Origin of the sequence: Pseudomonas sp. MRSN 12121 (assembly GCF_000931465.1) — a bacterium.
Classification (GTDB): Bacteria; Pseudomonadota; Gammaproteobacteria; order Pseudomonadales; family Pseudomonadaceae; genus Aquipseudomonas.
Genome location: NZ_CP010892.1, coordinates 6,190,219 through 6,205,595 on the forward strand (window position 1 = coordinate 6,190,219; position 15,377 = coordinate 6,205,595).

At 54.7% G+C, this 15,377-nt stretch carries 9 protein-coding genes, 5 tRNA genes and 3 rRNA genes; 2 read left to right on the plus strand and 15 right to left on the minus strand.

Annotation, left to right across the window (positions count from 1 at the left end; translation table 11 throughout):
• Position 1 precedes the first annotated feature (1 nt).
• The 13 genes from tuf to tyrS all read right to left on the minus strand — a co-directional run bounded on the left by tuf (position 2) and on the right by tyrS (position 10,959).
• Positions 2-1,195, minus strand: coding sequence for an elongation factor Tu (gene tuf / locus TO66_RS28230; RefSeq protein ID WP_044465331.1), 1,194 nt, complete (start codon positions 1,193-1,195; stop codon positions 2-4).
• An 84-nt stretch (positions 1,196-1,279) separates the two neighbouring features.
• Positions 1,280-1,355, minus strand: a tRNA-Thr gene (locus TO66_RS28235).
• Between the two features lie 26 nt (positions 1,356-1,381).
• Positions 1,382-1,455, minus strand: a tRNA-Gly gene (locus TO66_RS28240).
• Between the two features lie 24 nt (positions 1,456-1,479).
• Positions 1,480-1,564 (minus strand) — tRNA-Tyr (locus TO66_RS28245).
• Positions 1,565-1,706: 142 nt separating this feature from the next.
• Complete coding sequence (locus TO66_RS33000) at positions 1,707-2,147, minus strand: hypothetical protein (protein WP_080925910.1); 441 nt, start codon at positions 2,145-2,147, stop codon at positions 1,707-1,709.
• A gap of 7 nt (positions 2,148-2,154) precedes the next feature.
• Positions 2,155-2,904, minus strand: a complete 750-nt coding sequence (locus tag TO66_RS28250) for a pantothenate kinase (RefSeq protein ID WP_044465337.1) — start codon at positions 2,902-2,904, stop codon at positions 2,155-2,157.
• Complete coding sequence (birA, locus tag TO66_RS28255; RefSeq protein ID WP_044465338.1) at positions 2,894-3,853, minus strand: bifunctional biotin--[acetyl-CoA-carboxylase] ligase/biotin operon repressor BirA; 960 nt, start codon at positions 3,851-3,853, stop codon at positions 2,894-2,896. The genes TO66_RS28250 and birA overlap by 11 nt, the downstream gene beginning before the upstream one ends.
• Positions 3,854-4,018: 165 nt before the next feature.
• A 5S ribosomal RNA gene (rrf, locus tag TO66_RS28260) occupies positions 4,019-4,134 on the minus strand.
• Positions 4,135-4,285: 151 nt separating this feature from the next.
• Positions 4,286-7,177: ribosomal RNA gene (locus TO66_RS28265) — 23S ribosomal RNA — on the minus strand.
• Between the two features lie 250 nt (positions 7,178-7,427).
• Positions 7,428-7,503: transfer RNA gene (locus tag TO66_RS28270), tRNA-Ala, on the minus strand.
• Positions 7,504-7,529: 26 nt separating this feature from the next.
• Positions 7,530-7,606: transfer RNA gene (locus TO66_RS28275), tRNA-Ile, on the minus strand.
• 65 nt (positions 7,607-7,671) lie between these two features.
• Positions 7,672-9,208, minus strand: a 16S ribosomal RNA gene (locus TO66_RS28280).
• The 16S, 23S and 5S rRNA genes sit together here with 2 tRNA genes alongside, the layout of an rRNA operon.
• A gap of 551 nt (positions 9,209-9,759) precedes the next feature.
• Positions 9,760-10,959 carry a tyrosine--tRNA ligase gene (tyrS, locus tag TO66_RS28285; protein ID WP_044465339.1) on the minus strand — a complete coding sequence of 400 codons (1,200 nt, stop codon included), beginning with the start codon at positions 10,957-10,959 and terminating at the stop codon, positions 9,760-9,762.
• A gap of 210 nt (positions 10,960-11,169) precedes the next feature.
• On the opposite strand from tyrS, the gene TO66_RS28290 reads away from it, so the two are divergent.
• Together TO66_RS28290 and TO66_RS28295 are read left to right on the plus strand one after the other, a co-directional pair.
• Positions 11,170-12,600 carry a peptidoglycan DD-metalloendopeptidase family protein gene (locus TO66_RS28290; protein ID WP_044465340.1) on the plus strand — a complete coding sequence of 477 codons (1,431 nt, stop codon included), beginning with the start codon at positions 11,170-11,172 and terminating at the stop codon, positions 12,598-12,600.
• A gap of 2 nt (positions 12,601-12,602) precedes the next feature.
• A complete protein-coding gene (locus tag TO66_RS28295; protein WP_044465341.1) occupies positions 12,603-13,694 on the plus strand; it encodes an anhydro-N-acetylmuramic acid kinase in 1,092 nt (363 codons plus the stop codon).
• A gap of 66 nt (positions 13,695-13,760) precedes the next feature.
• Here TO66_RS28295 and erpA read toward each other — a convergent pair whose 3' ends face one another.
• Together erpA and argC are read right to left on the minus strand one after the other, a co-directional pair.
• The gene (gene erpA / locus TO66_RS28300) at positions 13,761-14,111 is read right to left on the minus strand and encodes an iron-sulfur cluster insertion protein ErpA (RefSeq protein ID WP_007906865.1); all 351 of its coding nucleotides are present in this window, start codon (positions 14,109-14,111) and stop codon (positions 13,761-13,763) included.
• 167 nt (positions 14,112-14,278) lie between these two features.
• On the minus strand, positions 14,279-15,313 hold the full coding sequence (argC, locus tag TO66_RS28305) for an N-acetyl-gamma-glutamyl-phosphate reductase (RefSeq protein ID WP_044465342.1): 1,035 nt from the start codon (positions 15,311-15,313) through the stop codon (positions 14,279-14,281).
• Positions 15,314-15,377 lie beyond the last annotated feature (64 nt).

The window sequence follows — 15,377 nt, forward strand, 5'->3', positions numbered from 1 at the left end:
CTTACTCGATGACTTTGGCTACGACGCCAGCGCCGACGGTACGACCGCCTTCACGGATAGCGAAACGCAGACCATCTTCCATCGCGATGGTTTTGATCAGAGTGACAGTCATCTGGATGTTGTCACCTGGCATTACCATTTCAACGCCTTCTGGCAGCTCGCAGTTACCGGTCACGTCAGTAGTACGGAAGTAGAACTGTGGACGGTAGCCTTTGAAGAACGGAGTGTGACGACCGCCTTCTTCCTTGCTCAGAACGTAAACTTCTGCAGTGAACTTGGTGTGCGGCTTAACCGAACCCGGCTTGACCAGAACCTGACCACGCTCAACGTCGTCACGCTTGGTGCCGCGCAGCAGAACGCCGCAGTTCTCGCCAGCACGACCTTCGTCGAGCAGCTTACGGAACATTTCAACGCCGGTGCAGGTAGTTTTCTGAGTGTCGCGCAGACCGACGATCTCAACTTCCTCCTGGATACGGACGATGCCACGCTCAACACGACCAGTCACAACAGTACCGCGACCAGAGATCGAGAATACGTCTTCGATTGGCATCAGGAACGGCTTGTCGATAGCGCGCTCTGGCTCTGGAATGTAGGTATCCAGAGTTTCCACCAGCTTCTTAACAGCAGTGGTGCCCATCTCGTTGTCGTCTTTGCCTTCCAGCGCCATACGAGCCGAACCGATGATGATTGGAGTGTCATCGCCCGGGAAGTCGTAGGTGGACAGCAGGTCGCGAACTTCCATCTCGACCAGTTCCAGCAGCTCAGCGTCGTCTACCAGGTCAGCCTTGTTCAGGAAAACCACGATGTACGGAACGCCTACCTGACGGGACAGCAGGATGTGCTCACGGGTTTGCGGCATCGGACCATCAGCGGCCGAGCAAACCAGGATCGCGCCGTCCATCTGGGCAGCACCGGTGATCATATTCTTGACGTAGTCGGCGTGACCCGGGCAGTCAACGTGCGCGTAGTGACGAATGTTCGAGTCGTACTCTACGTGGGCAGTGTTGATGGTGATACCACGAGCCTTCTCTTCCGGAGCGCTGTCGATCTTGTCGAAGTCAACAACTGCGGAACCGAAAACTTCGGAGCAAACGCGAGTCAGAGCAGCGGTCAGAGTGGTTTTACCGTGGTCAACGTGACCAATGGTACCAACGTTGACATGCGGCTTATTACGTTCGAACTTTTCCTTAGCCATCGAAATCACCCTCAGGAGAAGAATTAAGCAACCCACACTAGCCATTAAAACAAAGGCAGATATTTTCATATCTGCCTTGTTATATGGAGCTCTTGAGCGGATTTGAACCGCTGACCTCACCCTTACCAAGGGTGTGCTCTACCAACTGAGCTACAAGAGCGAAACACTTTGCACAACCTGCAAACTTGGAGCGGGTAGCGGGAATCGAACCCGCATCATCAGCTTGGAAGGCTGAGGTTCTACCACTAAACTATACCCGCGGAGCCTGCAGCTCACGCTAAATCTGGTGGAGGGGGAAGGATTCGAACCTTCGAAGTCGTAGACGTCAGATTTACAGTCTGATCCCTTTGGCCGCTCGGGAACCCCTCCTAAGCGAGGCAGCATTCTATACTATGCCACCCTTCTGTCAAGCATTTTCTCATTAAAAACCTGAGGTTAGCTGCGTTGACCTCGCTTCGCATTGCTTACCTCTAAAGGTCTTCACTGCGGAGCGGGCGCCATTCTATGCAAACTATTCGGTAGTTGCAATGCCTTCGCATGACATTATTTTATGTTTTAACTCATTGAATTCTTTAACAAGATTCTGCAACCGCGATTCATCCACCAAACGCCTGCTTTCAGGGGCTATACGCAACCAGTAACCAGACATCTCTGGGAGATTCAAAAGCGCTAGCCGGGCATCCACACCTTGTGCTGATAGGCGTTGCTCAAGCACCTGAGCCTGATCGCGATGTGCAAAACCACCGACATAAAGACAATCCTCAAGGGAGCTCTCTCCCTTTTCGCGCCTTGCAGGCGCACCTGCAGACTCACTCAACAAGCGAATGTCCTGCCGAGCCCCCTTATACAGAGTCAGAGGAGTTACCTCTTTTGCTCGCAAGGGCGCTTCCTGCTGATGCCAGACGTAATAAAAGACATTGAGAACCAGGAGCAGCAGGAACAACCAGCGCATAAGAACCTCAGGACAGTGGGCACGCCATGGCCAGCCCAACAAAAACCAGATCAGGGACTACCCGCCCCTGCGGCACGACCCCAGAAACCAGATCAGCATCCCCCCCCGTGAGGAATACCACGAAGTCCTCTCCCCAATAGTTGCGAGCAAGCTCCAGCTGAGTCAGCACAAACCCCCTCAACATGAGCGAGCATCCACGCTCAACCGCCTCGACCGTCGTCCGTCCAGGCAAGAGGCTGACCAATGCTTTTTCGGCAGACAGGTCGTCATAACGAATTCGACGCGTATGAGTTCTCAACTGATTACGCATCAGCGGCATCCCCGGACAGATAAAACCTCCCAGATGCTCACCATCCCCTGCAATGAAGTCAGCAGTGACAGCCGTTCCGAAATCGAGCACCAGGCACGCCCCAGCAGCAAGACGAAAGCCGCCCAGCATGGCCAACCAGCGATCCAGGCCGAGCCGCTCAAACTCTTCATAACCATTTCGAACGCCAGCCATTTCTCTCGCAGGCGCAGCGCTAACCACCAAGATCCCGAAAACCTCTACCAACACGGAAATAAGCTTGTTCGTCTCATCAGCAGTACGCACGCTGACCAAGCGACAGCGACTCAAGGCCAGCCCATTCAGATTGCGAAGCTTTTCCACCAGGGCATCATCTGAATCAACCACCCCCTCTGCGAACACCGCAAGCACGGAGCCACTCAGCACGCGCCATTTAATGAAGCTGTTCCCGCAATCAAGCTCAAGAATCATCACGCAACCTCAAGCTGAGCTCACCACCACTGTAGACTTTCTCAACTCCGTCTACCTTCAGGCGCAATGCGCCCTGCTGGTCGATGCCCATAACCAAACCGTCTATTTTATTAACCCCGGCAATCAGAGATACCGCCTTCCCCTGCCACAGATGATTGAGCTCCCACTCCTCCTGAATAGTGGAAAACCCCTTTGTCCGGTGACGCTCTAAATACTCTTTCAACATCATGCTCAAGCGGGCAATCACCTGATTACGATCAATCTGCTTACCGGACTCAAGTCGCATGGATGTCCACTGCTGATCGACCTCGTCAGCCTTCTGCATATTGCCATTGATCCCAACCCCCAGAACCACATGACATACATCTGCAGGATCGCCGACCAATTCCAAGAGGATTCCGGCAATTTTCTTGCGTCCGACCAAAACGTCATTTGGCCATTTCAAACCAGCCTCGATAATTCCAAACTCACGCAAGGTTTGCATGACGGCTAGACCCACTACGAGGCTAAGCCCTTCCAACTGACGCATTCCGCCGTCAATACGCAGTACAAGGCTGTAATAAACGTTTTCCGCAAAAGGACTCACCCACTTGCGGCCGCGCCGGCCGCGCCCCGCAGTTTGTCGCTCGGCCAGCACCAGGAACGGTGCCGGCACCCCTCGCTCAACAGCACGAAGGGCTTCCGCGTTTGTGGAGTCAATAGAGTCAAAGGTCAGCACAGCCCAAGGACAGCTCTTGGACTGTTCGTGAATCAGGGAAGGATTGAGAAGCGTCAGAGGGGCAGCCAACTGATAACCGCGGCCACGAACTTTATAAATGGAGAGCCCCAGGTCCGCCTCAAGCTGCTGCAACTGCTTCCACACAGCACTGCGGCTAACGCCCAAGGCAGCCCCCAGAGCTTGACCCGAGTGAAACCGGCCATCTTTAAGAAGCTCCAGCAATGTCAGCATGCGAATCTCGCGTCACAATGAGGCAGGCATAATAGCCATGCCCAAGGCCGTTGCATAGAAAACGTGCAAGCACTACCAGGCGCTGGGCATTTGCCATCTGCGGGTATTTTTGTCGCACAAAAACAAAACCCCAACTGCTTTCGCAATTGGGGTTTCGGAATTTAATCTTGACGATGACCTACTCTCACATGGGGAAACCCCACACTACCATCGGCGATGCATCGTTTCACTTCTGAGTTCGGGATGGGATCAGGTGGTTCCAATGCTCTATGGTCGTCAAGAAATTCGGTAGCCGATTCGTTACAGGAGTAACGCCTCAGCGAATGGGTATGTAATAGCGGGTGCTTTGTGAGCAATACGAACTTTCGGTTCTTGCGTCTTCACACACCGCAATCTGGTCTCTTTCGAGTTCGCAGATTGCTTGGGTGTTATATGGTCAAGCCTCACGGGCAATTAGTATCGGTTAGCTCAACGCCTCACAGCGCTTACACACCCGACCTATCAACGTCGTAGTCTTCGACGGCCCTTTAGGGAACTCAAGGTTCCAGTGAGATCTCATCTTGAGGCAAGTTTCCCGCTTAGATGCTTTCAGCGGTTATCTTTTCCGAACATAGCTACCCGGCAATGCCACTGGCGTGACAACCGGAACACCAGAGGTTCGTCCACTCCGGTCCTCTCGTACTAGGAGCAGCCCCTCTCAAATCTCAAACGTCCACGGCAGATAGGGACCGAACTGTCTCACGACGTTCTAAACCCAGCTCGCGTACCACTTTAAATGGCGAACAGCCATACCCTTGGGACCGGCTTCAGCCCCAGGATGTGATGAGCCGACATCGAGGTGCCAAACACCGCCGTCGATATGAACTCTTGGGCGGTATCAGCCTGTTATCCCCGGAGTACCTTTTATCCGTTGAGCGATGGCCCTTCCATACAGAACCACCGGATCACTAAGACCTACTTTCGTACCTGCTCGACGTGTCTGTCTCGCAGTCAAGCGCGCTTTTGCCTTTATACTCTACGACCGATTTCCGACCGGTCTGAGCGCACCTTCGTACTCCTCCGTTACTCTTTAGGAGGAGACCGCCCCAGTCAAACTACCCACCATACACTGTCCTCGATCCGGATAACGGACCTGAGTTAGAACCTCAAAGTTGCCAGGGTGGTATTTCAAGGATGGCTCCATGAGAACTGGCGTCCCCACTTCAAAGCCTCCCACCTATCCTACACAAGCAAATTCAAAGTCCAGTGCAAAGCTATAGTAAAGGTTCACGGGGTCTTTCCGTCTAGCCGCGGATACACTGCATCTTCACAGCGATTTCAATTTCACTGAGTCTCGGGTGGAGACAGCGCCGCCATCGTTACGCCATTCGTGCAGGTCGGAACTTACCCGACAAGGAATTTCGCTACCTTAGGACCGTTATAGTTACGGCCGCCGTTTACCGGGGCTTCGATCAAGAGCTTCGCGTTAGCTAACCCCATCAATTAACCTTCCGGCACCGGGCAGGCGTCACACCCTATACGTCCACTTTCGTGTTTGCAGAGTGCTGTGTTTTTAATAAACAGTCGCAGCGGCCTGGTATCTTCGACCGGCATGGGCTTACGGAGCAAGTCCTTCACCCTCACCGGCGCACCTTCTCCCGAAGTTACGGTGCCATTTTGCCTAGTTCCTTCACCCGAGTTCTCTCAAGCGCCTTGGTATTCTCTACCCAACCACCTGTGTCGGTTTGGGGTACGGTTCCTGGTTATCTGAAGCTTAGAAGCTTTTCTTGGAAGCATGGCATCAACCACTTCGTCACCTAAAAGGTAACTCGTCATCAGCTCTCGGCCTTGAAACCCCGGATTTACCTAAGATTTCAGCCTACCACCTTAAACTTGGACAACCAACGCCAAGCTGGCCTAGCCTTCTCCGTCCCTCCATCGCAATAACCAGAAGTACAGGAATATTAACCTGTTTTCCATCGACTACGCTTTTCAGCCTCGCCTTAGGGACCGACTAACCCTGCGTCGATTAACGTTGCGCAGGAAACCTTGGTCTTTCGGCGTGGGTGTTTTTCACACCCATTGTCGTTACTCATGTCAGCATTCGCACTTCTGATACCTCCAGCAAGCTTCTCAACTCACCTTCACAGGCTTACAGAACGCTCCTCTACCGCATCACTTACGTGATACCCGTAGCTTCGGTGTATGGTTTGAGCCCCGTTACATCTTCCGCGCAGGCCGACTCGACTAGTGAGCTATTACGCTTTCTTTAAAGGGTGGCTGCTTCTAAGCCAACCTCCTAGCTGTCTAAGCCTTCCCACATCGTTTCCCACTTAACCATAACTTTGGGACCTTAGCTGACGGTCTGGGTTGTTTCCCTTTTCACGACGGACGTTAGCACCCGCCGTGTGTCTCCCATGCTCGGCACTTGTAGGTATTCGGAGTTTGCATCGGTTTGGTAAGTCGGGATGACCCCCTAGCCGAAACAGTGCTCTACCCCCTACAGTGATACATGAGGCGCTACCTAAATAGCTTTCGAGGAGAACCAGCTATCTCCGAGCTTGATTAGCCTTTCACTCCGATCCACAGGTCATCCGCTAACTTTTCAACGGTAGTCGGTTCGGTCCTCCAGTCAGTGTTACCTAACCTTCAACCTGCCCATGGATAGATCGCCCGGTTTCGGGTCTATACCCAGCGACTAAACGCCCTATTAAGACTCGCTTTCGCTACGCCTCCCCTATTCGGTTAAGCTCGCCACTGAATATAAGTCGCTGACCCATTATACAAAAGGTACGCAGTCACAGAACAAAGTCTGCTCCCACTGCTTGTACGCATACGGTTTCAGGATCTATTTCACTCCCCTCTCCGGGGTTCTTTTCGCCTTTCCCTCACGGTACTAGTTCACTATCGGTCAGTCAGTAGTATTTAGCCTTGGAGGATGGTCCCCCCATATTCAGACAAAGTTTCTCGTGCTCCGTCCTACTCGATTTCATGACTAAGAGACTTTCGCGTACAGGGCTATCACCCACTATGGCCGCACTTTCCAGAGCGTTCCGCTAATCTCAAAGCCACTTAAGGGCTAGTCCCCGTTCGCTCGCCACTACTAAGGGAATCTCGGTTGATTTCTTTTCCTCAGGGTACTTAGATGTTTCAGTTCCCCTGGTTCGCCTCTTGCACCTATGTATTCAGTACAAGATAACCAGCTTATGCTGGCTGGGTTCCCCCATTCAGAGATCTCCGGATCAAAGTCTGTTTGCCGACTCCCCGAAGCTTATCGCAGGCTACCACGTCTTTCATCGCCTCTGACTGCCAAGGCATCCACCGTATGCGCTTCTTCACTTGACCATATAACCCCAAGCAATCTGGTTATACTGTGAAGACGACATTCGCCGAAAATTCGCAATGCTCTTAAGAGCCACTCACAAATTTTACCTTAGCCTGATCCACTACCAGTGAAAGTAGTGTTCAGTCTATCTTTCTATCACATACCCAAATTTTTAAAGAACGATTCTGATAAAGATCAGAAATCAACATTCATCGCCACTTGGGCGGAATGCTCATTTCTAAGCTTTAAACGATGGACACCAATCTGTAATGGTGGAGCCAAGCGGGATCGAACCGCTGACCTCCTGCGTGCAAGGCAGGCGCTCTCCCAGCTGAGCTATGGCCCCGTATCGCTACAGGGTGCACCAGTAATTGGTGGGTCTGGGCAGATTCGAACTGCCGACCTCACCCTTATCAGGGGTGCGCTCTAACCAACTGAGCTACAGACCCAATCGTCTTCTTCAATGAATCAAGCAATTCGTGTGGGAGCTTATGAAGCAGCTGATGTCGTCGATTAAGGAGGTGATCCAGCCGCAGGTTCCCCTACGGCTACCTTGTTACGACTTCACCCCAGTCATGAATCACACCGTGGTAACCGTCCCCCCGAAGGTTAGACTAGCTACTTCTGGTGCAACCCACTCCCATGGTGTGACGGGCGGTGTGTACAAGGCCCGGGAACGTATTCACCGCGACATTCTGATTCGCGATTACTAGCGATTCCGACTTCACGCAGTCGAGTTGCAGACTGCGATCCGGACTACGATCGGTTTTGTGGGATTAGCTCCACCTCGCGGCTTGGCAACCCTCTGTACCGACCATTGTAGCACGTGTGTAGCCCAGGCCGTAAGGGCCATGATGACTTGACGTCATCCCCACCTTCCTCCGGTTTGTCACCGGCAGTCTCCTTAGAGTGCCCACCATAACGTGCTGGTAACTAAGGACAAGGGTTGCGCTCGTTACGGGACTTAACCCAACATCTCACGACACGAGCTGACGACAGCCATGCAGCACCTGTCTCAATGTTCCCGAAGGCACCAATCCATCTCTGGAAAGTTCATTGGATGTCAAGGCCTGGTAAGGTTCTTCGCGTTGCTTCGAATTAAACCACATGCTCCACCGCTTGTGCGGGCCCCCGTCAATTCATTTGAGTTTTAACCTTGCGGCCGTACTCCCCAGGCGGTCAACTTAATGCGTTAGCTGCGCCACTAAGAGCTCAAGGCTCCCAACGGCTAGTTGACATCGTTTACGGCGTGGACTACCAGGGTATCTAATCCTGTTTGCTCCCCACGCTTTCGCACCTCAGTGTCAGTATCAGTCCAGGTGGTCGCCTTCGCCACTGGTGTTCCTTCCTATATCTACGCATTTCACCGCTACACAGGAAATTCCACCACCCTCTACCATACTCTAGCTCGCCAGTTTTGGATGCAGTTCCCAGGTTGAGCCCGGGGATTTCACATCCAACTTAACGAACCACCTACGCGCGCTTTACGCCCAGTAATTCCGATTAACGCTTGCACCCTCTGTATTACCGCGGCTGCTGGCACAGAGTTAGCCGGTGCTTATTCTGTCGGTAACGTCAAAATACTCACGTATTAGGTAAGTACCCTTCCTCCCAACTTAAAGTGCTTTACAATCCGAAGACCTTCTTCACACACGCGGCATGGCTGGATCAGGCTTTCGCCCATTGTCCAATATTCCCCACTGCTGCCTCCCGTAGGAGTCTGGACCGTGTCTCAGTTCCAGTGTGACTGATCATCCTCTCAGACCAGTTACGGATCGTCGCCTTGGTGAGCCTTTACCTCACCAACTAGCTAATCCGACCTAGGCTCATCTGATAGCGCAAGGCCCGAAGGTCCCCTGCTTTCTCCCGTAGGACGTATGCGGTATTAGCGTCCGTTTCCGGACGTTATCCCCCACTACCAGGCAGATTCCTAGGCATTACTCACCCGTCCGCCGCTCTCAAGAGGTGCAAGCACCTCTCTACCGCTCGACTTGCATGTGTTAGGCCTGCCGCCAGCGTTCAATCTGAGCCATGATCAAACTCTTCAGTTCAAACATCTTTGGGTTTTGAGAAAACCCTAAACTTGGCTCAGCAATCGTTGGTTACATCTTTGATTTCTCGCGGAGTAACTTGTGATGCTGATAATCTTTTTGACTATCAGTCTGACTCCACAAGCACCCACACGAATTGCTTGATTCAGTTGTTAAAGAGCGGTTGGTTAAGTCTTTCGTCTCAACCGAGGCGCGCATTCTACAGCAGCCTCTGTATCTGTCAAGCGGTTATTTTAAGAAGTTTTCAAAGTTTCCTTTGCAACTTCAACCACTTGCGCTTCCGATCTCTCGTCAGCGGGAGGCGAATTCTACAGCGTTACACGCTGCTGTCAACACCTCTTTTTCTCCGCTTTCGACCGAGACGATCGAACCGTCAACAAGGCGAAAACTCACTGCCTTATCAACTCCTTCGGGCTTCGATGAACTGAAGCTTAACCGCTGCCGAAAATCGCTTAACTCGTTGAATCTCAAGGAGTTTTCCATTTCGACTGCGCCGGAAGTGGGGCGAATTATAGAGAGATATAATTCGCCGTCAACACCTATTTTCCAATTTATTCGGATTTAAGCGTAATACGCGCAAAAGACTTCTTTCCGGCCTGGCAGACATGAGTCGAGCCAATCGCCCACATAAAGGCACGCTCGACCACTTCACCATCCACCCGCACGCCACCAGAACCGAGCAGATCACGTGCCATCGCCGAGTTCTTTACCAGCCCAGCCTTATTAAGAACAGCAGCGATTGGCATATCCTCAGCCGCCACCAGCTCAATCTCAGGCAAATCGTCCGGCAACTCACCATCCTTCATGCGGTTGCCCGCCGCGCGATGAGCATTCGCAGCCGCTTCCTCACCATGGAAACGCGCAACGATTTCTTCAGCCAGCTTGATCTTGATATCCCGCGGATTGGCGCCCGCATCCACATCCGCCTTGAAGGACAGGATTTCCTCCATGGAACGGAAGCTCAGCAACTCGAAGTAGCGCCACATCAAAGCATCTGGAATGGAAACCAGCTTGCTATACATGACGCCTGGCGCTTCCTGGATGCCCACGTAGTTACCCAGGGATTTGGACATCTTCTTGACACCGTCCAACCCCTCGAGCAAAGGCATCGTCAGAATGCACTGAGCCTCTTGGCCGTAACCCCGTTGCAGTTCACGCCCCATCAGCAGATTGAACTTCTGGTCCGTACCACCCAACTCAACATCAGCACGCAAAGCCACCGAGTCATAGCCCTGAACCAGCGGGTAGAGAAACTCATGAATGGCAATCGGCTGATTGGTGGAGTAGCGCTTGTCGAAGTCATCACGCTCGAGCATACGAGCGACGGTGTACTGAGAAGTCAGGCGAATGAAGTCCGCCGGCCCCATCTTGTCCATCCAGGTGGAGTTGAAGGCAACTTCGGTTTTGGCCGGATCCAGAATCTTGAACACCTGACTTTTATAAGTCTCGGCATTCTCGAGCACCTGCTCGCGGGTCAGCGGCGGACGGGTAGCACTCTTACCGCTTGGATCACCGATCATGCCGGTGAAATCGCCAATCAGAAAGATGACCTGATGCCCCAACTCCTGGAACTGGCGCAGCTTATTAATAAGCACGGTGTGCCCCAGGTGCAGATCCGGCGCCGTCGGGTCAAAGCCAGCCTTAATACGCAGCGGCTGACCGCGCTTGAGCTTTTCGACCAGCTCGGACTCGACCAACAACTCTTCAGCACCACGTTTGATCAGCGCTAGCTGCTCTTCAACCGACTTCATAACAGACCCGCAAGGCTCAGATTCAAAGGGAACCAACCATACAAGATCAGCGCCTAATTACAAGTTTTGCCCGGCGTATGGAAGGCTTTCCGCAGACAGGACGTCCGCAGGCTTGCTTAAGAGATGATTTGGTTATATTTTATACAGTTATTTCATCTTCATCATGTCATTCATCTTTTCCAATTCATCTTTTTCAAAGTCAAATTACTTATGAGCTCAGAACCGCCTAAAGCCCCGCCGCTTTATCCGAAGACCCACCTGCTCGCCGCAAGTGGTATTGCCGCCCTTCTCAGCCTGGCGCTCCTGGTATTTCCTTCCAGTGACGTAGAAGCCAAAAGAACAACCTTGAGCCTTGATCTGGAAAGCCCAGTCGAGCAATTGACACAAGATCAAGACGACGCAGATGCCGTACAAGCCACAAATGAGGCCGTAGCGTCCCCCTTCGCACAAATAGAAAACAGCCCCGAAGACAACGCCAAGACCGCGGAAGCCGTCCAAGAGCAGCCGACTCCAGCGGTGGCAGAAGAGAAGAAAGCCCCGAATCATCGGGAAGTGATAGTTGCCAAGGGCGATACCCTTTCCACCCTGTTCGAAAAAGTCGGATTGCCCGCCGCTTCGGTGCACGAAGTGCTGGCCAGCGACAAGCAGGCCAAGCAGTTCACCCAGTTGAAGCGCGGCCAGAAGCTCGAGTTCGAGCTGGGCTCCGATGGCCAGCTGAACAACCTGCACAGCAAGGTCAACGACCTTGAAAGCATTACCTTGACCAAAGGCCCAAAAGGCTTCGCGTTCAGCCGTATCACGGCCAAGCCGATGGTACGCACCGCCTACGTCCATGGCGTGATCAACAGCTCGCTTTCGCAATCCGCGGCCCGTGCCGGCCTGTCCCACAGCCTGACGATGGATATGGCCAGCATCTTCGGCTACGACATCGACTTTGCTCAGGATATTCGTCCAGGCGACGAGTTCGACGTGATCTATGAGCAAACCGTTGCCAATGGCAAGGCCGTGGGCAGTCGCAATATCCTCTCTGCCCGCTTCACCAACCGCGGCAAGACCTATACGGCAGTGCGCTACACCAACAAGCAGGGCTCGAGCAGCTACTACACCGCTGACGGCAACAGCATGCGCAAGGCCTTCATCCGCACACCGGTGGACTTCGCCCGCATTAGCTCGCGCTTCTCCATGGGCCGCAAGCATCCAATCCTGAACAAGATCCGCGCTCACAAAGGCGTTGACTACGCAGCGCCTCGCGGCACGCCAATCAAAGCCGCTGGTGATGGCAAGGTACTGCTGGCCGGTCGCCGTGGCGGCTACGGCAACACCGTGATCATCCAGCACGGCAATACCTACCGTACGCTGTACGGCCACATGCAGGGCTTCGCCAAAGGCGTCAAAACTGGCGGGACTGTCAAACAGGGCCAGGTGATCGGCTATATCGGTACAACCGGGCTTTCCACTGGCCCGCACCTGCATTACGAGTTCCAGGTCAATGGCGTGCACGTCGACCCGCTGGGCCAGAAACTGCCCATGGCTGATCCAATCGCCAAAGCGGAGCGCGCACGCTTCCTGCAACAAAGCCAACCACTGATGGCCCGCATGGATCAGGAAAAAGCTACCATGCTCGCCTCGAACAAGCGTTAAGCATGGCGCTCTACATAGGTGTGATGTCCGGGACCAGCCTCGATGGACTGGACATCGCACTCATCGAGCAAACCCAGGCAGTTCGACTGCTCGCCACGCACTACATTCCCATGCCCGAATCCCTGCGCGCCGAGCTGCTTGGCTTGTGCGCCAGCGGTCCCGATGAAATCGCCCGCTCCGCCATCGCCCAACAGAACTGGGTGAAACTGGCCGCCCAAGGCATTCATGACCTTCTCGACCAACAGCGACTTGAACCCGCGGACATCCGCGCGATAGGCAGCCATGGCCAGACCATTCGCCATGAGCCGGCCCGGGGTTTCACAGTCCAGATTGGCAACCCTGCCCTGTTGGCCGAACTCACCGGTATCACAGTCGTCAGTGATTTCCGTAGCCGCGATGTGGCCGCCGGTGGCCAAGGAGCGCCGCTGGTGCCGGCGTTTCATGAGGCGCTCTTCGATCAAAGCTCCAATAGGCGCGCAGTCCTGAATATCGGCGGCTTCAGCAACCTGAGCCTGATCGAAAGCGACAAGCCGGTGGCCGGCTTCGACTGCGGACCAGGCAACGTCCTGCTGGACGCCTGGATCCAGGCTCGGCGTGGCGAAAGTTTCGATCGCAACGGCCAATGGGCCGCCAGTGGCCAGGTAGAGCCAATACTGCTGGGCGCCCTGCTCAGCGACCCATTCTTTGCCACTCAAGGCCCAAAAAGCACCGGGCGCGAGGTGTTTAATCTGGAATGGCTGCAAGGGCATCTGGCCCGCCTGCCGGCCTTTGCCGCTGAAAACGTCCAGGCAACGCTGCTGGAGCTGACAGCGCAGACCATAGTCCAGTCGTTGCAAGGCGCCCAGAGCGGCACTCAGGAGCTATTGGTCTGCGGTGGCGGCGCTCACAACTCGGCATTGATGAAGCGCTTGTCCGATCTGCTACCCCATACCCGGGTCAGCAGTACCGCCACCCACGGCGTCGATCCGGACTGGGTTGAGGCCATGGCATTCGCCTGGCTGGCCCACTGCTGCCTCGAGGGAATAGCCGCCAACCGCCCGAGCGTCACCGGCGCCCGCGGCCTGCGAATCCTGGGCGCGATCTATCCCGCCTGACACCAGACAGCAAAACGCCGCAGAACCCGAAAGTCCTGCGGCGCCTGGTAAAGCAGTGACTGGTAATCAGATCGAGAACGAAGAACCGCAACCACAGGTGGTGGTGGCATTCGGATTCTTGATCACGAAACGCGAGCCTTCCAAGCCTTCCTGATAATCCACCTCGGCACCTGCCAGGTATTGAAAGCTCATCGGATCAACCACCAGGCTGACGCCTTCGCGCTCGACGATGGTGTCGTCATCCGCAACTTCTTCATCGAAAGTGAAGCCGTACTGAAACCCTGAACAACCGCCGCCCGTAACGAATACGCGCAGCTTCAAGCGATCATTACCCTCTTCATCGACCAGGCTCTTCACCTTGTGCGCGGCACCGTGGGTGAATTGCAAAGCCGTGGGGGTGAAGGATTCAACGCTCATGCTGACTATCTCCCGGCGTTACGCCGCCATAATGCGTGATGACGCGCATTATCCGCTTCTCCCAGAAAATCGGTCAACTATTGTTACGGTATATCAATAAGCCCAGGCCGCGCCGCAGAATGCAAAAAGGCCCGTAATGGGCCTTTTTACCGAGGCAGGAAAGCGTCTTACGGCAACATGCCCGCGTGAGAAAGCCCCAGGCGCTCGTCCAGCCCGAACAGGATGTTCAGGTTCTGTACCGCCTGGCCCGAAGCGCCCTTCACCAGATTGTCGATTACCGACAGAACGACCACCAGGTCACCATCCTGAGGGCGATGCACGGCAATCCGACATACGTTGGCGCCACGCACACTGCGGGTTTCTGGATGGCTGCCCGCCGGCATGACATCCACGAACGGCTCATTGGCATAACGCTTCTCGAACAGTGCCTGCAGGTCCACCGACCTGTCCACGACGGTCGAGTAGAGCGTCGAGTGAATGCCACGGATCATCGGCGTCAGGTGGGGCACGAAAGTCAGGCCCACATCCTTGCCCGCCGCCCGCCGCAGGCCCTGGCGAATCTCCGGCAGGTGGCGATGCCCCTTGACCGCATAGGCCTTCATGCTTTCCGACGTTTCGGAATACAGGGAGCCGACACTGGCGCCACGACCGGCCCCGCTGACGCCCGACTTGCAATCGGCGATCAGTCGCGAAGCATCAGCAAGGCCCGCCTCCAGCAATGGCAGGAAGCCGAGCTGGGTCGCAGTCGGGTAGCAGCCCGGGACAGCAATCAGGCGCGCCTTCTTGATCTGCTCGCGATTGACCTCGGGCAAGCCGTAGACGGCTTCGTCCAGCAACTCGGGGGCGCCATGAGGCTGGCCGTACCACTTGGCCCATTCTTCGGCATCCTGCAGGCGGAAGTCCGCCGACAGGTCGATGACCTTGGTGCCCGCGGCCAGCAACTCGCCCGCCAGAGCGTGGGCGACACCATGGGGAGTCGCGAAGAACACCACATCGCAGGCGCCAAGGGTCTTGATGTCAGGAACGCTGAACGCGAGGCCATCGTAGTGACCTCGCAGGTTCGGATACATATCGGCTACCGCCAGGCCCGCCTCGGATCGGGAAGTGATGACCACCACTTCAGCCTGCGGATGTTGCGCCAACAGACGCAGCAGCTCGACACCGGTGTAACCCGTGCCGCCGACGATACCGACCTTGACCATAAACCTGCCCTCAACGAACCCACTGGAAAGCCGTCGATAATAGGGGCCGAAAGACCCTGCGACA